Annotated in this window: 14 protein-coding genes and 1 pseudogene; 8 read left to right on the forward strand and 7 right to left on the reverse strand. The window is 73.7% G+C overall.

From position 1 onward, the window contains the following. Window positions 1-114: 114 nt before the first annotated feature. Window positions 115-1110: pseudogene (locus AB0M39_RS27685) on the reverse strand (hypothetical protein); the annotation flags it as partial. A 17-nt stretch (window positions 1111-1127) separates the two neighbouring features. Further along, window positions 1128-2603 carry an APC family permease gene (locus AB0M39_RS27690; RefSeq protein WP_365368633.1) on the reverse strand — a complete coding sequence of 492 codons (1476 nt, stop codon included), beginning with the start codon at window positions 2601-2603 and terminating at the stop codon, window positions 1128-1130. A gap of 256 nt (window positions 2604-2859) precedes the next feature. Between AB0M39_RS27690 and AB0M39_RS27695 the strand changes: the two genes are divergently transcribed. Together AB0M39_RS27695 and AB0M39_RS27700 are read left to right on the forward strand one after the other, a co-directional pair. After that, window positions 2860-3273 (forward strand): RNA-binding S4 domain-containing protein, encoded by a 414-nt coding sequence (locus AB0M39_RS27695; RefSeq protein ID WP_365368634.1) that lies wholly within the window; start codon window positions 2860-2862, stop codon window positions 3271-3273. A gap of 19 nt (window positions 3274-3292) precedes the next feature. Beyond that, complete coding sequence (locus AB0M39_RS27700; protein ID WP_365368635.1) at window positions 3293-3421, forward strand: hypothetical protein; 129 nt, start codon at window positions 3293-3295, stop codon at window positions 3419-3421. Here AB0M39_RS27700 and AB0M39_RS27705 read toward each other — a convergent pair. The 3 genes from AB0M39_RS27705 to AB0M39_RS27715 all read right to left on the reverse strand — a co-directional run bounded on the left by AB0M39_RS27705 (window position 3408) and on the right by AB0M39_RS27715 (window position 7764). Continuing rightward, complete coding sequence (locus AB0M39_RS27705) at window positions 3408-5411, reverse strand: FUSC family protein (protein WP_365368636.1); 2004 nt, start codon at window positions 5409-5411, stop codon at window positions 3408-3410. The genes AB0M39_RS27700 and AB0M39_RS27705 overlap by 14 nt on opposite strands. A gap of 562 nt (window positions 5412-5973) precedes the next feature. Next, window positions 5974-7002 (reverse strand): endonuclease/exonuclease/phosphatase family protein, encoded by a 1029-nt coding sequence (locus tag AB0M39_RS27710; protein WP_365368637.1) that lies wholly within the window; start codon window positions 7000-7002, stop codon window positions 5974-5976. A 54-nt stretch (window positions 7003-7056) separates the two neighbouring features. Then, window positions 7057-7764, reverse strand: a complete 708-nt coding sequence (locus AB0M39_RS27715; RefSeq protein WP_365368638.1) for a TetR/AcrR family transcriptional regulator C-terminal domain-containing protein — start codon at window positions 7762-7764, stop codon at window positions 7057-7059. 117 nt (window positions 7765-7881) lie between these two features. Between AB0M39_RS27715 and AB0M39_RS27720 the strand changes: the two genes are divergently transcribed. Beyond that, window positions 7882-8730, forward strand: a complete 849-nt coding sequence (locus AB0M39_RS27720) for an MBL fold metallo-hydrolase (protein WP_365368639.1) — start codon at window positions 7882-7884, stop codon at window positions 8728-8730. 438 nt (window positions 8731-9168) lie between these two features. On the opposite strand, the gene AB0M39_RS27725 is transcribed toward AB0M39_RS27720, so the two are convergent. Further along, window positions 9169-10047 (reverse strand): hypothetical protein, encoded by an 879-nt coding sequence (locus tag AB0M39_RS27725; protein ID WP_365368640.1) that lies wholly within the window; start codon window positions 10045-10047, stop codon window positions 9169-9171. A 223-nt stretch (window positions 10048-10270) separates the two neighbouring features. Between AB0M39_RS27725 and AB0M39_RS27730 the strand changes: the two genes are divergently transcribed. The 5 genes from AB0M39_RS27730 (at window position 10271) to AB0M39_RS27750 (ending at window position 14589) form a co-directional block, all read left to right on the forward strand. Beyond that, a complete protein-coding gene (locus AB0M39_RS27730; RefSeq protein WP_365368641.1) occupies window positions 10271-10648 on the forward strand; it encodes a hypothetical protein in 378 nt (125 codons plus the stop codon). Between the two features lie 103 nt (window positions 10649-10751). Beyond that, window positions 10752-11306, forward strand: coding sequence for an NAD(P)H-dependent oxidoreductase (locus AB0M39_RS27735; RefSeq protein ID WP_365368642.1), 555 nt, complete (start codon window positions 10752-10754; stop codon window positions 11304-11306). A 143-nt stretch (window positions 11307-11449) separates the two neighbouring features. After that, window positions 11450-12436 (forward strand): ATP-binding cassette domain-containing protein, encoded by a 987-nt coding sequence (locus AB0M39_RS27740; RefSeq protein WP_365368643.1) that lies wholly within the window; start codon window positions 11450-11452, stop codon window positions 12434-12436. Beyond that, window positions 12433-13290: an ABC transporter permease gene (locus tag AB0M39_RS27745; protein WP_365368644.1), complete on the forward strand. Its 858-nt coding sequence runs from the start codon at window positions 12433-12435 to the stop codon at window positions 13288-13290. The genes AB0M39_RS27740 and AB0M39_RS27745 overlap by 4 nt, the downstream gene beginning before the upstream one ends. 186 nt (window positions 13291-13476) lie before the next feature. Then, window positions 13477-14589 (forward strand): MerR family transcriptional regulator, encoded by a 1113-nt coding sequence (locus AB0M39_RS27750; RefSeq protein WP_365368645.1) that lies wholly within the window; start codon window positions 13477-13479, stop codon window positions 14587-14589. 115 nt (window positions 14590-14704) lie between these two features. Here AB0M39_RS27750 and AB0M39_RS27755 read toward each other — a convergent pair whose 3' ends face one another. Then, window positions 14705-17923, reverse strand: a complete 3219-nt coding sequence (locus AB0M39_RS27755) for an AAA family ATPase (RefSeq protein WP_365368646.1) — start codon at window positions 17921-17923, stop codon at window positions 14705-14707. Window positions 17924-18015: the final 92 nt, after the last annotated feature.

Below are 18015 nucleotides of genomic sequence, written 5' to 3' on the forward strand. Positions count from 1 at the left end.
CGCCGCCGCCGCGAGCGACGCGCGGGCGTGGGGGCCCGGGCGGCGGGGCCCCGGGGGGGGGGGGGGGGGGGCCCCGCGCGGGCGGCCCGGGGCCCCCGGGGGGGCCCCCCCCGGGGCGCCCCACCTCGTGAACTGCTCCGCCGGATCGCCGGTGTACGACCACGGCGTCAGCGCCGCCCGCGTCCCCAGCACCTCGAACAGGTGCCGCGCCTCCTCGGCGAGGCCCGCGTAGCAGGCCGCATGGGTCAGATAGTTGAGCTCGCCGACCTCCTGCGGCGCCGCGGGACCCGGCGGGCGGCCGACGATCCAGCGGTCCCAGGTCCGCCGTACCTCCGTCACCGCCAGCTCGTGGTGCCAGTGCCGGCCGAAGTCCCGCACCGGCGCCCGCCCCAGCGGGCCCTCGGTGGAGTACCGGTACTCCTCCACCCGCGCGATCTGCACCAGCACCGGCATCGGCGACCCGGGCGGCGCCGCGCCCGCCGCGTCGCGCGCGAAGTCGTACATCGTGCCGTGCGTGCCGTGCCAGCGCGCCGAGTAGTAGCGCAGCAGCTGCACATGGCCCTCGATGTTGTACGGGTCGCGCCGGCGCAGCTCGTCCCACCAGCGGCGCAGCTCGCGCCGTGAGATCCCGTCCTCGTACAGCCGGGCCAGCGTCAGCAGCGACACCCACGGCATCGGGTCGCGGGGGCCCGCGTCGGCCGCGCCGAGGCAGAGCAGCACGGTCGCGTCCAGGCGCGCGCGGTCCACGGCCGTGCCGCGGCCTGCCTCGATCGCCTGGTGGAAGACGCGTACGACCTCCGTCGCCGCGCGCAGCGCCGCCGCGTCCGGGCTGGCCGGCTCCGCCGCCCGCCAGTTCTCGGCCGTCGACGAGCCGGCCGCCGCGTGCGAGAGCAGCCGCAGCCGGTGGGTGCGCAGCGCCCAGTCGTCGCCGGTGGCGTGGAGCAGGTCCCGTACGCCCTGCCAGCGGCCGATGACGATGTCGTTCAGCGCGTCGGCGAGCGGCTGGTCCCCGAAGGCGGGGTCGAAGTCGGGGGCGAACCGGCGAGGCGGGCGGGGCACTCGGGGAAGGCGGGGGACGCGGGGAGTGCGGGAGGGGCGTTCGGCGGCCATCCTCTTCTCTCCCGTCCTCAGAAGTCCGTGGCCAGCGCCCGGTCGGCGTAGTCCGGTTTCTCGGAGGCAGAGTTGACGTACCCGCCCTGCGCCTCCATGACGCGCCGGGCGTCCAGCCGGGAGGGACGGTAGTACGAACTGCCCTGCCGCCAGTAGCGGATCATGGGAACGAGTCCCGCGGCGAGCCCGCCGAGTCCGAGCGCGATCGAGGCGCCGCTCAGCTCGCCCAGCGCCTCGATGAAGATCCAGAGCATGAACAGCGCGCCGAGCAGCGGCCAGGCCCCGCCGAGGACGAAGTCGCGCACCGAGGTCAGCAGCGTCTTGCGGTACGCGACGACGGCGGCGATGCCCGCGAGCCCGTAGTACAGCGAGATCTGCAGGCCCATCGCGGCGACGGCGGCGCTCAGGACGGCGCCGACCGAGCCGAGCGCGTGGGAGGCGACGAACATGGCCAGCGCCACCGCGCCGACGACGGCGATGGCGACCCAGGGGGTGTTCCAGCGCCGGTGCACCGTGCCGAGCGCGGCCGGCATCGTGTGGTCGCGGCCCATCGCGAACAGCGAGCGGGTGACCTGGATCAGCGTGGTCTCCAAGGTCGCGACGGTGGACAGCATCACGGCCAGGACCAGCAGCTTCCCGCCCACGCCGGGCCAGACGGCGTCGCCGAGCGCGCTCAGGACGTTCGAGCCGCCCGCCTGGATCTGCTCGGAGCTCAGGACGACGTTGACGGCGATGGTGAAGGCCTCGAAGAGGAGGAAGGCGACCCCGAGCCCGACGAGCGCGGCGAGCCCGGCGGTGCGGCGGCTGTCGCGGGTCTCCTCGCTGAGGTTGCTGGTGACGTCCCAGCCCCAGTAGTAGAAGGTGGCGATCAGCGCGCCGGAGGCGAAGCCGGCCGCTCCGTCGAAGTGGGAGAAGCCCAGCCAGGACCAGTCGAAGGCGGTCCCGGCGCCCGTGTGCGTCAGCGCGGCGATCACGAACGCGACGAGGATCGCCACCTCGACCCCGGTCATCAGCAGCTGCGCGCGCACGGTCAGCCGGGCGCCGCCCGCCACGACCAGCAGCATCGCCAGGAACCAGGCCGCGCCCACGGCGGTGGCCAGGGCGGTGTTCTCGGCGAGCGCCGGGTCGAGGACGGCGAGGGTCATCGCGCCCGCCGGCAGCGAGCCGGCCACCATGAAGATCGTCGCGGAGACGACCAGCGCCCAGCCGGAGAGGAAGCCGAGGAAGGGGTGGAGGGTGCGGCCCACCCAGGAGTAGCTAGCTCCGGCGTTGACGTCGATCCGGCCGAGCCTGCCGAAGGCGAGGACGATGCCGAGCATGGGGATCGCGCTGTAGAGCAGCGCGGCCGGTCCGGCGAGGCCGACGGTCGCGGCGAGTACGGCGGTGGTGGCGGCGATCGAGTACGCGGGGGCGCTGCCCGCGACGGCCATCACGATCGTGTCGAACGTCCCGAGGACATTGGGCCGGAGCCCTCTGCCGGAGCTGCTGCGCATGGAATTTCTCCGAGCCCTGTGCTGACTGCGCTTGTGCTGACTGTCCTGGTGCCGAAGGTCCTTGTGCCGTACGGCATGTGACGAAGTGTCAGATATGACGCGCCCGCCCCGGAGGGAGAGCCTCCGTAATGGGAGAACGTGCGCATCGTAGTCGGATGTGTGCGTGCAGGTGAGGGGGGTGGGGGCGGCCGAGACCGGGGCGATACCCGCGCGATATCCCGAGCGCGCCGGACCCGCGTCGGCATAGAGTCGGTGCATGGCTGCAGAGACGACGGACGCCGGAACGGTACGGGTCGACGCCTGGATCTGGTCCGTACGGCTCACCAAGACCCGCTCCCAGGCCGCGTCGGCCTGCCGGGCAGGTCATGTCCGGGTCAACGGCGAACGCGTCAAGCCGGCCCACGCCCTGCGCACGGGCGACGAGGTGCGCGTCTTCACCTCGGGCCGCGAGCGCCTCGTTGTCGTCTCGAAGATCGTCCGCAAGAGGGTCGGCCCGCCGGTCGCCGTCCAGTGCTACGTGGACAACAGCCCGCCGCCCCCGCCGCGGGAGTTCGTCGCCCCGGCGGCGATCAGGGACCGCGGCGCGGGCCGTCCGACCAAGCGCGACCGCAGGGAGCTGGACCGCCTGCACAGCAGCGGGTACGGCGGGAGCGCGGAGCAAGGGCGCTGACGCCGCGCTGAGCCCTGCCATGAACTCGTTGCAGGCGGGCGCGCCCCTCTCGGCGCTGCCCGTGCCGGCGACCGTCAGGAAGTTCGTCGGGCTCGGCGGAGCGGTCGTGTCGCAGGGCTCTCGTCAGGCCCGCGTCAGCCGTCCGTAGGGCGCCCCGGGGAGGCGATGGCCCGCGCTCCCGTCACCTCCCGGCGCAGCGGGCCCAGCACCCCCTGCTCGTCCCCCTCCAACTCCGCCCGCACCTCCACCAGGACCTCGCTGGAGCGCAGGCCCTCGGCCAGCTCCCTCAGCTGCCGCTCGATCGCGGCCGCCTCGGCCCGCGTCGGAGGCTCCGCGCCGTGGTCGACGCGCACCCGCGCCGCCGTCGTCGCGTCCACGATGCGCTCCACCGCCACGACCAGCGGCCACCAGGCCGCGGCCCGCGCGCCGGTCGGCGGCGGCTCGGTCAGGGCGCGCTGGAACTCCGAGCGCACGGACGACAGGTCCCGGTAGAGGCGGCGCCGGGTGCGCAGCCGTTCCGCGTGGTCGGTCCGGCCTGGCTGCCCCTCCTGGCCTGCCTGCCCCTCCTGGCTCGCCTGGCCGGGCAGGTCGCCGAAGGCGCTCGCCACGTACCGCGCGGCGTCCTCCACCGCGTCCGCCAGCCGGTCGCCGATCCGGGTGTGCCAGCTCTCCGGCCAGAGCAGATAGCCCGCCACCAGCGCGATGGCGCAGCCGACGAGACTGTCCACGAGCCGCGGCAGGACGAGGTCGAAGCCCTGGTGGTTCAGCACGTCGGACAGCAGCAGGATCACGGGCGTGATCGCCGCCGTCTGGAACGCGTACCCCTTCGCCGTGAACGCGGGGATCAGCGCGGCGAGTACCGCCATCACCGGCACGTCCCACCAGCCGCGCGGCACCTGCGAGAGCACCGCGGCGGCGACCAGCAGCCCCGCGGCCGTGCCGAGCGCGCGCAGCACGGCGCGGGAGAAGACCGAGCCGAAGTCTGGCTTCATGACGAAGGTGACGGTCAGCGCGACCCAGTACGAACGCGGCACCACCACCAGCGACACCAGCGCCTGCGCGAGGCCGATGCAGAGCGCGAGCCGCAGTCCGTACCGCCAGGACGGCTCGGAGAGCAGCACATTGCGCGTCGCCCGGCGGACCCGGATGCCCAGGGCGGCGGGCCGGCCCAGCCGGTCGTCCACGTTGTACGGATCGGGGTCGGTCTCGTGCACCACGGCCGCCGCGTTCCGCAGCGCGGCGTTGACGGCCCGGTCGGCGGGGCCCTCCGGCTCGGGCAGCGCGAGCTCGGGCGGCTGGGTGCGGCCCTCGGCGACGGCGTCCGCCAGGTCCCGTACGGCGGCGGCGATCTCGGGCCGCCGGGAGGCCCGGCCGTGCCGGTGGGCCGCGGGGGCGGCCTCGACCAGCGGGATGAGGACGTTGAGCTGGGCGAGCAGCCGCACCATCGGGCCGCGCCGCCCCTGGTCGCGGGCCCTTCGGGCCAGGATCAGGTCGTACGAGGTGTTGAGCGCGTCGGTGACCGTCTGGCGCCGGTCGTCGTACGCGGACGTGCCCGCCGCCGCCAGCAGGTCGGCGACGCTGCGGTACGCCCCGGCGACGGCGGCCCGCTCGGGCTCCCGGCGCCGGAACGGCCAGGCCAGCAGCGACAGCACGAGGACGAACAGCCCGCCCAGCGACAGCAGCAGCGGGGCCTTCCACCACGGCCCGGGCATCTCAAGCCCCGCGCCCACCACGGCGTTGAGCAGGAGCAGCAGCCCGGCCACGGACGCCACCGCGCCGATCGAGGAGATCATCCCGGAGACCAGCGCGACGAGGGTCAGCACGCCGACGGCGGCCCAGCCCTCGCCGTACACCAGGGTGCCGAGCGTGACCCCGATCGCACCGAAGAGCTGCGGGACGGCGATGGTGAAGACCCGCATCCGGTAGGCGTCGGCGGTGTCGCTGATGACGCCCGACAGCGCGCCCATCGACACCAGCGCGCCGTACGCGGGCTGCCCGACGGCCATTCCGACCGCGAGCGGCGCGGCGAGGCCCACGGAGGCCCGGACACAGGCCGCCCACGGCACGGGCGCGGCCTGCGGCCGCAGGCTCTTGAGCAGCCACTCGGGTGGGGACAGGCGTCCTGCTCGGGTCTCCATGCCCCCACACATGCCTTACGGGGGGCGGCCGGGGCAAATCGCGGCGGGTGGCGGGTGGAGGGTGGTTGGTGGTCGGTGGCGGGTAGCGGGTGCCCGGCGGTCGGCGGTCGGCGGCCAGCGGTCGGCGCTTGGCGCCCGGCGGTCACCGGTCGGCGGTCAGGTGCCAGGACCAGCGTCAGTCGCCAGGGCCAGCGGTCGGCGGTCAGCGTTGGCGGTCGGCGCCCGGCACCCGGTGGTCAGCGTCAGCTGCCAGGGCCAGCAGCAGGGGCCAGCTGCCAGGGCCAGCAGTCGACGGTCAGAGGCCAGGGCTAGCAGTCAGGGCCAGCGGTCAGCGGCCAGCGTCAAGCTGCCAGGGCCAGCGGTCGGCGCTTGGCGTCCGGCGGTCAGGGGCCGGCGGGCAGGGCCAGCGTTTGGCGGTCCGCGGTCAGCGTCGGCGGTCGGCGCTTGGCGCCCGGCGGTCAGCGGAAGCAGTCAGGCCCAGCGGCCAGGGCCCGCACCAGGGCCAACGGCCAGCGGTCTGCGCTCGGTACCCGGCGGTCAGCGTCAGCCGCCAGCGCCAGCGTCAGCGGTCGTCGTGCAGTTCCAGCTCGACCAGGAGCGAGCGGTGGTCGGTGTTCTCCAAGTCGAGGAAGCGCGCCTCGACGACCGAGAAGTCCTTGCTGATCAGCACATGGTCGATCTGCGTGCCCAGCGGCCGCGGCATCGACGTCGGCCAGGACGGGGTGCGGGACGCCCCCGCGAGCGCCGCGCTGTCGTGCAGGGACCCCGCCTCCAGGACCCGGCGGAACGCCGCATGGTCCTGGGAGGCGTTGAAGTCGCCGGCGAGCAGGGTCGTCTGGCCCTTCACCCCGGCGGCGTACGCGCGGACCATGCTGAGCTCCCGCCGCCACTTCTTCACCCCGCGCGGGATCGGCGGCAGCGGGTGCGCGAGCTGGAGGTTCACGGTGCGGTCGCCCCCGAGGTCGGCGACCGAGCCCGGCATGGCGAAGGTGGCGGCGATGCCGGGGGCGGGGCGCAGGGGGCGCTTGCTGAGGATGGCCGAGCCGGAGGCGGCGTAGCCCTCGATGACGTTGCGGTACGGATAGTCGGCCCGGGACACCCGCGCGGAGAGCGCCTTCGAGCAGGTGTACTCGCACTCCTGGACGAAGACCAGGTCGGGCTGCTCGCGCTGGAGCACCTCGATCAGGCCCTCGGTCGCCTGGCCGAACTCCACGTTCGAGGTCAGCACCGTGAGCGTGGCGACGACCGGTCCCGGCGGGTCGTCGGCGAGCCCAGTGTCGTACGGCCTGACGAACCAGCCCGTGACCGCGAGCACGACGACCGACCAGACCATGCCCGTGCGCCAGCGGGCGAGGAGGGCGAAGAGCAGGGCCGCCCCGGCGGGCGCGAGGAGCCACGGCAGGAACGCGAGCAGCTGCGGGAGGGGCGTGGAGCCGTCGACGCCCGCCGTGCGACAGCCGACGACCACGGTCGGCACGAGCAGCAGGAGGCCGGCCAGCCAAGCTGCCGTACGGCGGCCTCTGGAAGGGGAGACGGGCGGCTCCTGGGCGTCGGCCGATGCCGCGCCCGACGCCGTGAGGGCGCTGTCCAAACCGGCCTCCGTGCCGCGCTGACGTTGCTCTGGGTGCTGTCCAGAGAGAGGACGTCAGTTTCGGCGACTTTGTTGCTTCTGTCGCGTCAATTGCGGGGCATAGGGGCGCAGACCCGAGATCAACGTCTCCAGGCCGAAGGTGAATTCGGCCTCGTGGTCGATCACCGCCAGGATCGGCGCGACCTTGGCGACCGAGGGGAAGCCGGACCCGGCCAGCTTGGCCTCGAGCTCCCGCGCGTCCGTCTCCTCCTGGCCGGCGAACTCGGACGCGGGGTGGAACTCCCTGAGCAGCGAGCCGACTTGGAAGGCGATGACCAGCCGCAGCACATGCACGGCCGTGGTCTCGTCGAAGCCGTCGTTGAGCAGGACGGACAGGGAGCAGTCGATGGGCGCGAGGATGGTGGGCGAGCTGAGCTGGCGGGTCAGGACGAGTTCGCAGGCGCGCGGGTGGCGCAGCGAGGTCTGGCGGAAGGCGTGCGCGATATTGCGGATGCCCGCCTCCCAGCCGCCGTCGAAACGCCTCGGCAGCGCCATGTCGGCCGTGATGAACTCGGCGACCCCCTCGATGATGTCGGCCTTGCCGCTCACATGGTTGTAGAGGGACATGGCCTGGACGCCGAGGGTCGCGGCGAGCCGGCGCATGGAGAGGGCGTCCGCGCCCTCGTCGTCGATGATCCGCAGAGCCGCGTCGATGATGCGCGCGCGGGAGAGCGGTTCGCGGGCCGGGCCTGTGGGGGGCTGACCTGGAGATGGGTCAGGCATGGGGGCCGCTCCTGGTTTTGTCGAAATCCTTGACGGCTTACAGCGTAAGTGCTTCCCTCTGTCCGTCACTTACGCCGTAAGTACGCTCCCTGTCTTCCTCCGTCTACCGGGGCATATATGTACTCGCCCACTGTCCACCACCTCGACTGCGCCCCGATGCAACCGGTCGGCGGCCCTCCGCTCGTCGCGCACTGCCTGCTGGTGTCGACGGGCAGCTCTCTCGTGCTCGTCGACACGGGTCTGGGCGTCGCGGACGTCATGGACCCGCGCCGGCTCGGCGCGCTGTTCCGCAAGACTGTACGGCCGACGCTGGACCTGTCGTACACGGCGGTGCACCAGATACGGGCGCTGGGCTACGACCCCCGCGATGTGCAGGACATCGTTGTCACCCATCTCGACCTGGACCACGCGGGAGGTCTCGCGGACTTCCCCGACGCGCGGGTCCATGTGATGGCCGACGAGTACCGGGCGGCGATGCGCCGGGAAACCCGGCTGGAGGCGAGCCGCTATGTCACCGCGCAGTGGGCGCACGGGCCGCGCTGGGTCGTCCACGACACGGCGGACTCCGACTGGCACGGCTTCGCGGCGGCGCGGGTGGTGCGCTCGCCGGACATCTTGATGGTGCCGCTGCCGGGGCACACCCGGGGGCACTGCGCGGTGGCCGTGCAGCAGCCGTCGCGGTGGCTGCTGCACGCGGGCGACGCGTACTTCTTCCACGGCGAGATGGATCTGCGCCGGCAACGCTGCCCGCGCGCGCTGACGCTGCATCAGCGCATGGTCGCGGACAACCACGCGGAACGGCTGACCCAGCTGGAACGGCTGCGGGAGCTGCGCAGGGAGGACCCGCGGCTGATCCGGATCTTCTCCTCGCACGACGCGCAGGAGTTCGATCGGCTCAGCGAGGAGGAGCGCATGGGGCGGCGCCGGGGGGCGTTGCGTCGGCCGATCGGGCGGAGCGGATTCTGAGGGGTCGGCTTCTGGGTCTCCGGCACCTGCGGCTCCTGGGGCGCGGGCTCTTGGGGCACCTGGGGCTCCGGCTCCTGGGGCGCGGGCTTCGGAGGCCCCGGCTTCCGTGGCTTTCGCGGCGCCAGTTTCCGCGGCTCCTGCGGCCAGCCCCGCCTTCTGAGGCACCTGCTTCGCGCGGGGCCTGAGGCCACCGGCGTCCGTGGCCTCCGGGGCTCCGGCTTCTGAGGTGCCTGCTCCGCGCGGTGCCTGAGGGCACCGGCCGCTGAGGCGCCAGCCTTCCGTGGTGCCTGAGGCACCCGGCTTCGGAGGCGCCTGCCTCCAGAGCGTTGAGGCGGCCGAGTCGGCCGGGCGGCTCCGGCGGCCTACGCGGCCGACACGGCGCCTGCTTCCCGTGGCTCCCGCGGGCCTGCGCGGTGCCTGCTCCCCCCGCTCCCCCGCCTACGTGGCTTCCGCAGTGGGTGCCGGCGGGGGCTCGGGGTGTCCGCGTGACGCCGAGCGGCGGCCCATCGCCCACGCCGTCAGCGCGATCGCCGCACCCCCGCCCATCAGCACCCACGACGTCGTGACCAGCGTCGCCGTCAGCGCGTCGTACACCGCGCCCGCCGCCGGGCGGTCCACGTCCGGCGGGAGGGCCTCCAGGGCCGGGTCCCGGGAGGTCGCCACCAGGATGCGCAGCAGCAGGCCGCCCACCGCGAACGCGACGCCCAGGCCGAGCACGGCCAGCCCCCGCCGCGGCGGCATCAGCACCGCGCCGAGGGCCAGCAGCAGCGTCGCCGCGGGCAGCCACAGGCCCGCGTTCTTCAGCGTGTGGAAGACGTCCCGGGCGGTGCTGAGCCGGTCCGACTCCAGGATCGTGATCTGCGCGCCCTGCACCGGGATCTGGTCCGCGAACGGCACGCCGTCGTCGTTCAGCTGCTGCTTCACCTGTTCCACGACCGGCGCCAGGTCGATGGCGACCGTGTTGCCGCTGTCCTCGGTCAGGGACTGCTCCACGACCGTGTGCGCGGCCCGGTTGACGGTGTTCCAGGCCGTCTTGAACGAGTCCGTCCCGGTGAAGGACAGCACCGCGTCGTGGACCAGGCTCTGCACGCTGTCCTGGAAGGGACCCACGTCGATCTCCCGCATCACCTCGTCGGTGATGTTCGCGGCGACGGCGTTCTGCACCGCCGGGTCGGAGGCGAGGGGCGCCATGGCCGTGACGTAGCTGTCCGTGTCGCCGAGCTCCAGATTCACCCACGCGGCGAGGGCGCTCAGGGGTGTCAGCACGGCCACGAGGACGATCATGACCGCCGACACCGTGGAGAGGACTCGACGCACTCTCTCAGGGAATGCGGGCCGGGCCGGGGGCGCGAGCGGTGCGCCGCCGACCGGGCGCGGGCCGGACGGGTCGCCGGGGCGGAGACGGGAGGCCGGGGCGGAGACGCCGGGGCGGCGTGGCCTTGGCCTCCGCCGCGGTCCTACCCCCGTCTGACTTGCCAGCCGGCGGGCGCGGGTGTGCCCTGGATGGATACGGGGGTCGAGAGGGAAGGAGCTCTCCGCCATGGCCGCACACGCAGCGGTGCCGGTACGGCGCCATGGTTCTCTCAGCTGGGCGCTGCCCCTCGCCTTGGGCGCGCTCTACGGCTTCTACGCCGGATTCCTCCGCCGCCAGCACGCGGTCCTCGACTGGGGCGACGTGCTGTTCGGCCTAGTCGTCGGCGTGATCATGGCGGGCCTCGTCTACATCCTGGGCCGCTACCAGCATCTGCTGCGGCGCGAGCTGCGCGCCGCGGCGTACGGAGGCCTGTTCGGCGCGGGCATGGGCTTCCTGTACAGCCAGAGCGGGGACAGCATCCTCAAGGGCGTCGGGCTCGGCTTCGCGCTCGGGCTGGCGATGTTCGGCACGTCGTACTACCTGTTCTACATGCGCGAGCCATAGGACTCCGCGAGCGCCGCGCGGCCGCCAGATTCGATCTGGCGGCCGCGCTCCGTCGTCTGGCGCCTCTTGGATGAGGGCGGGAGACCGACGGAGGGAGGCGCCCATGCGGGAGCAGGAGACACCGCCGCTGCGGGTCGCGGTCATCATCGGCAGCACACGCCAGGGGCGCGTCGGCGAGGAGGTCGGGCACTGGTTCATGGAGCGGGCCGCCCACCGCGGCGAGCTGGAGCTCGCCCTCGTCGACCTCGCGGACTTCGACTTCCCCGCCCGCTACCCGGACCGGGCCACCGAGCAGATCCGCCGCTTCGTCGGGCACGTCGGACGGGCGGACGCCTTCGTGATCGTGACCCCGGAGTACAACCGCTCCTTCCCCGCCTCCCTCAAGCAGGCCATCGACTACGCCTACGACGAGTGGCACACCAAGCCGGTCGCCTTCGTCAGCTACGGGCACGGCTCCGGCGGTCTGTACGCGGTGGAGCAGCTGCGCTCGGTCTTCACCGAGCTGCACACGGTGACCCTGCGCAACGGCGTGAGCGTCAACCTCCTCGACGAGACGCTGGAGGACCGGGAGCGGGCCGCGGCCCTGATGCTCGACCAGCTCGGCTGGTGGGGCCTGGCCCTGCGGGAGGCGCGCGCGGCCCGTCCGTACGTCTCCTAGGCGACTAGGCGCCTTCTCGGCCGAAGTTCCCCGGGCACCGATGAGTTCGGGCGCCCGTCCCAGTCACACCCCTAGACGTCCCGACGTCACACAACCAGACCGGCGAGATCCCCGCACGGAAGACCCTGAGAAGGAAACTGACGATGAGCACAGATCTGGCAATCGAGACCACCGGCCTGGTGAAAGTCTTCGGTGAGAACCGGGCCGTCGACGGCGTCGATCTCAGCGTGCCCGCCGGCACGGTCTACGGCGTCCTCGGTCCGAACGGCGCGGGCAAGACCACCACCGTGCGGATGCTGGCCACGCTGCTGCGGCCGGACGGCGGCCAGGCCCGGGTCTTCGGCAAGGACGTGTGCAAGGACGCCGACGCCGTACGCAGCCGGGTCAGCCTGACCGGGCAGTACGCCTCCGTCGACGAGGACCTCACCGGCACCGAGAACCTGGTCCTCCTCGCGCGGCTGCTCGGCCACTCCAAGCCGGCCGCGCGGGAGCGGGCCGCGCAGCTGCTGGAGGCCTTCGGGCTCTCCGAGGCCGCCGCAAAGCAGGTGAAGAACTACTCGGGCGGCATGCGGCGCCGTATCGACATCGCCGCCTCCATCCTCAACACCCCGGACCTGCTCTTCCTCGACGAGCCGACCACCGGCCTCGACCCGCGCAGCCGCAACCAGGTCTGGGAGATCGTGCGCGCGGTCGTCGCCCAGGGCACGACGGTGCTGCTGACCACGCAGTACCTGGACGAGGCCGACCATCTGGCCTCCCGTATCGCCGTGATCGACCACGGCAGGGTGATCGCCGAGGGCACGAAGGGCGAGCTGAAGGCGTCGGTCGGCTCCGGCTCGGTCCATCTGCGGCTGCGCGATCCCGAGCAGCGGCCGGAGGCCGAGCGCGTGCTCGCGGCCGCGCTGGGCGCCGAGGTGCAGCTGGACCCCGATCCCGTAGCCCTCACCGCACGCGTCAACGGCCACGGCGCCGTCGACGGCGCAGCAGAGCAGGGCGCCGCCGAGCAGGCGGGCCGGGCGCTGGCCGAGCTGGCCCGCTCCGGGATCACCGTGGACAACTTCTCGCTGGGCCAGCCCAGCCTGGACGAGGTCTTCCTCGCCCTCACCGACAAGAAGGGGACGGCGGCATGAGCACCGCGACGACGACGAAGGACATCGACCAGCTGGAGCTGGTAGCGCCCAAGGCCGAGGACCTCGCGGCCCTGCTGGTGAGCAAGGAGCGTCCGCCGCGGCCCAGCGCGCTCTCCGCCTCCGTCACCTTCGGCTGGCGCGCGATGCTCAAGATCAAGCATGTGCCGGAGCAGCTCTTCGATGTGACGGCGTTTCCGATCATGATGGTGCTGATGTACACGTACCTCTTCGGAGGGGCGCTGGCCGGCTCGGTCGACGCGTACATCCAGTTCCTGCTGCCGGGCATCCTCACCATGAGCGTCGTGATGATCACGATGTACACCGGGGTGGCGGTCAACACCGACATCGCCAAGGGCGTCTTCGACCGCTTCCGCACACTGCCGATCTGGCGGCCCGCGCCGATGGTCGGCTATCTGCTCGGCGATGTGATCCGCTATGTCATCGCCTCCATCGTGATGCTGGCCGTGGGCATGATCATCGGCTACCGGCCGGACGGCGGCGCGGTCGGCGTGGTGCTCGGGGTCCTGCTGCTGATGGTCTTCTCGTTCTCGTTCTCCTGGATCTGGACGATGTTCGGCCTGCTGCTGCGCACCGAGAAGTCGGTGATGGGCGTCAGCATGATGGTGATCTTCCCGCTGACCTTCCTGAGCAACGTCTTCGTCGACCCGAAGACGATGCCGGGCTGGCTCCAGGCGTTTGTCAACAACAGCCCGGTCACGCATGTCGCCACGGCGGTGCGGGAGTTGATGGCCGGCGAGTGGCCCGCGGCCGACATCGCCTGGTCGCTGGGCTGGTCGGCACTGCTGGTCGTGGTCTTCGGCTCGGTGACGATGAGGCTCTACAACCGCAAGTGAGCGGTACGACGCGAGCGCGATCGCGAGCACGTCGGACGTACGGCGCGTGAGCTGCGGCGAGGGGCGTCCCCCAGGACTCGGGGGCGCCCCTCGCCGTCTACGTTGACCTTCTCCGTTGACCTTCTCCCCGGGGGAGACCCCAGCATCGATCGGGCCGGGCGACGGGCCCGGCACGAGGAGGAGAGCATGGGTCTGCTGACGATCGGCGCGTTCGCCCGCGCCTCCCGGCTGTCCGCGAAGGCACTGCGCCGCTACGACGAGCTGGGGCTGCTGCCGCCGGCCCGCGTCGACTCGTTCACTGGATACCGGTACTACGACGAGACGCAGCTGGAGCGGGCCCGGCTGGTGGCGTGGCTGCGGCGGATCGGGATGCCGCTGGCCCGTATCCGGGACGTCTGCGATCTGTGCGCGTCGGACGCGGACGCGGCCGCCCGGGACATCAGGGCGTACTGGGCGCAGGTGGAGGCGGAGACCTCCGCGCGGCGGGATCTGGCGGCCTTCCTCGTCGACGAGCTGGCAGGGAAGGACACCGACACGATGTCTCCACTCACCACGACCCCGCCCCCGCTGGGACCCCTGGGACCTCTGGGGCCCTTGGGGATCCGCTACGCCGCACGGACGGACCGCGGGCTCGTCCGCGAGAGGGACCAGGACGCCGCGTACGCCGCCTCCCGGCTGCTCGCCGTCGCCGACGGGTTCGGGGACGAGGGCGGCGCCGCGAGCACCGCGGCGATCGAGGCCCTGCGGCCCCTGGAGGCCATGGTGCCGGGCTCCGTACGGGCCGGGGATCTGCTCAACGCCCTCGAGGACGCCGCCCTGCGGGCGAACGACGCGGTGCGCGGCCTCGCCGACTCCGGCACGACCCTGACCGCGATGGTGTGGACCGGCTCCCAGCTGGCGCTCGTCCACATCGGCGACACCCGCGCCTACCTGCTGCGCGGCGGCGAGTTCTGCCAGATCACGCACGACCACACCGTCGTGCAGTCGATGGTCGACGCGGGCAGCCTCAGCCCCGAGGAGGCGGCCTCCCACCCGCAGCGGGCGATGCTGCTACGGGCGCTGGACGGCGGCGACGGGCACGCACGCCCCGAGCTGCGGCTACACGAGGCGCGGGCGGGAGACCGGTATCTCCTGTGCTCCGACGGGCTGTTCGCGGCGGCGCCGGAGGCGGACGTACGCAGGACGGTCGAGGCGGTCGCCGAGCCGGACGACGCGGTGCGCGAGCTGATCGCGCTCGCCCACGGCGCGGGCGGACCCGACAACATCGCGTGCGTCGTCGCGGACGTGGCGGCGCTGTGACGCCGGTCGACTCCGCCGTCCATCTCACCCTCCACCGGCTGCGGGCCCGGCAGTTCGCGGGCGAGGCGGCGGCGCACTGTCTGGCGCGGGCGGCCCGCCCCGGGGCGCGGCGGAGTCAGAGCCGCCAGTCCACCGGACGCGGCGGCCGGTAGGAGCACGCCGAGCCCGTGCCCACCGACTCCCTCAGATGCGCCGCCAGTTCGGGGTGGAGGGCGTCCAGCTTGCGCAGGGTGTCGCGGATCCGGGCGGTGACCGTCTTACGGGCCCGCTCGGCCTCGTCCCCCAGTCTGCGCGTCCGGCCGCCCAGACCTGCGGCGGTGCGCAACTCCTCCAGCAGCGCGCCGCGTTCGCGGTCGAACTCCGCGGCCCGGCGGTCGTCGCCCAGCTCGCTCGCCCGGTCGATCTCCTCGTCCAGACGGGCGAGCCGCCGCCGGTACCGGCTCTTGGCCTCCTCGTCGAGCACCGGGTCCCCGCCGAAGCGGCGCGCGGCGACCACGGCCGCGCCGCCCTCGGGGTCGAGCAGCACCACGGCGGGCAGGTCGTCCCCGGGGTGGGCCAGCAGGGTGTGCAGATCCCGCAGCCCCTTGGCGTCGGGCACGTGCACGGCCCGCCCCTCGAAGGCGAGCGCCCACACGGCGCCGTCCCGGCGGAACTCCGTCGCGAAGCCGTCCGCCGCCGCGGCCCTGCCCTCCGCCGGCACGGTCGAGGCGCCCAGGACCTCCCGTGAAGCGCCGCCCCCGGCCCCGCTCCCGACCCCGCCCGTTCCCGCGGCTCCGCCTATGGGCGCCGTCAGCAGGTGCGTCAGGCCCAGCTCCTGGGCGTCCGCCCGCGCCCGGGCCAGCACCTGAGCAGTCTGCGCCCCGCCCTGATCCCCCTCCGGCACGGCGGCCAGCGCCGCCCTCGCCCGGACCGCCCAGGGTCTCGCGCGCAGCCGGTCCGCCGACTCGTACGCCGCCGTGAACTCCGCCGCCGCCTCCGCCCGCCGCCCCAGCGCCGCGTCCAGCATGCCCAGCCACAGGTCGACGGGACCGCCGATGTCGCAGCCGTACAGCGAGACGACCCACTGCCCGGCGTACGGAGCGAGCTCCTGCCGGGTCTGCTCGATGCGCTCCGCGTCGCCCGAGGCCACGGCGGCCTGCGCCCGCAGCCGCATCCACAGCGGGGCGAACGCCCGGGGGAACGGCTCCGGCTGCGCCTGAAGCTCCTGCGTCAGCCGCAGCGCCCGCGCGCCGTCCCCGCGCTCCGCCGCGGTGACCGCCTCCACCAGCAGCGGGTAGGGATGGCCGACGTCCTCCAGCCCGGCGACCACCGTGTCCGCCTCCTCGAACCGGCCCTGGAGCAGGAACAGCCCCCACTGCATATGGCAGACCATGAAGTCGAACGCCCGGTGCTTGTGCTCCAGCCCGCTCGCCTGCGACAGGAAGTCCTCCGCCTCCCTGAAGCGGCCCTGGAGCGCGGCGACGAGGGACTGGTCGACGGCCATGCCCAGCTCGAACCGGCGCAGGCCCGACTGCTCGGCGAGCTCGACGAAGGCGCGCAGCTGGCCGAGGTAGCGCGGGTCGCCCAGCTCCAGCAGCGTGACCCAGCGCATCGCGGTGGCGTGCAGCTCCATGTCGCGGTTGTCCGTGCGCCGGGCCACCGCGGCCATCTCGTCGGTGAGAGCCAGCCGCTCGTCCGTGGAGCCCAGGCCCCAGATCGCGTCGTGCCGCGCCCACAGCGCGAACGCGAGCGCCTCGTCGTCCGCGCCGCGCCGGGCCAGCGCGGTGGTGCGCACCGCCAGGTCCTGCGCGATCCGCTCGGGGCTCAGCCCGGCCAGCTCCTCCCCGCTGCCGCCGACCAGCGCCCGGTGCGCCTCGCGCAGCAGGGCGGCGCCCTTGTCGCTGCGCTGGGCCCCCATGACGCCGTGCTGGTGCAGGGTGATCGCGACGCGGGCGAGCAGCTCGGGCTCGCGCAGCTCGCGGGCGAGGTCGACCGCCCGGTCGAAGGTGCGCCACGCCTCGTCCTGCTCGGCGTCGTGCCACAGCTCGCCGCCCAGGTCCAGACAGATCAGCGCAGCCCTGCGGGCGTCGTCGCCCACGGCCTCCAGAGCGCGCCGGTAGTGGCCGATCGCCTCCTCGCCGGCGAGCCTGCCGGACGCGTCGCGGGCCGCGGCGACCAGCAGCTCGACCCGGCGCTCGGACGACAGCTCGCCGCCCGCCAGATACGCGTGCCGGGCCAGATCGGCGGGGTAGACCTTCTCGCGCAGCGACGGGACGCCGTCCAGGGCGCGGACGACGTCGGCGTGCCGGCGGCGGGCCTCGGCCTCGTCCAGGGACTCGTACAGCGTCTCGCGGACCAGGTCGTGGGCGAAGGCGAAGCGGCCGCCGGCCTTCGCCGTCACCAGGCGGGCCGCGGCCGCCCGCCCCAGCAGCCGGTCCACCTGCGGCACGGGCGCGGAGTCGGCCGCGGCGAGCACCTGGCGGTGGAACTCCCGGCCCAGCACGGCCGCCGAGACCAGCAGCGCGCCCACCGGCTCGGGCAGCAGGGCGAGCCGTCTTCGCACCGCCTCGCGCACGCCCGGCGCGACGGTGGTGACCGGGCTGCCGCTGCGCCAGATCCGGGCGGTCTGCTCGACGAAGAAGGGGTTGCCGCCGGTGCGCCGGTGGACCTCGTCGACGAGGGCGGACTCCGGCTCGACGCCCGCGGTCAGCGCGATCAGCGCGCCCACCTCGTCCCGCTCCAGCCCGGTCAGGGTCAAGGTGGTCGCGGAGCGCGCGGCCAGCGCCAGGATCAGCTCCTGGAGGGGGTGGCCGGGGGCCTCCACCTCCACGTCGCGGTACGTCCCGATCAGCAGCAGCCGCTCGAACCAGGCGTGCTGGGCCGCGAACTCCAGCAGCTTGAGCGAGGCGGGGTCCGCCCAGTGCAGATCGTCCAGGACGACGACCAGGGGCCGCTGCTGCGAGACGGTGACCAGGGCCGTGGTCACCGCGTCGTACAGGGGGAAGCTCTCGCCGTCGCTCTCGCCCGGCGCCTCTCCGAGCAGCACCGCGAGACGGCCGCCCGCCGCCTTCTCGGCCTCGGCCCACTCGTCCTCGTCCACGCCCCGCCGCAGCCCGCGCACGACCTGCACCCACGGCCAGTAGCCCGGCGCGGTCTCGGAGTCCCAGCAGGACCCGCCGAGCACCAGGGCCCCGCGCCGCCGGGCCTCGTCGGCGGCGTCGGTGACCAGGGTCGTCTTGCCGATCCCGGCCTCGCCGGTGACCAGCAGCAGACCCCCGTGGCTGTCCGTCGCCCGGCCGATCTCCGCGCGGAGGACGCCTGCGGGGTGATCGCGCCCGATGAGTGCAGGGGTCATGCCGCACACGATAGAAGGCCCCGCCGACAACCGGCCCTGACAAGCGGCTTCGCTGTGTCCCGACGAGGCCGCCGCCGCGGTCAGGCGGTGTC

Origin of the sequence: Streptomyces sp. NPDC051907, assembly GCF_040681075.1 — a bacterium.
Classification (GTDB): Bacteria; Actinomycetota; Actinomycetes; order Streptomycetales; family Streptomycetaceae; genus Streptomyces.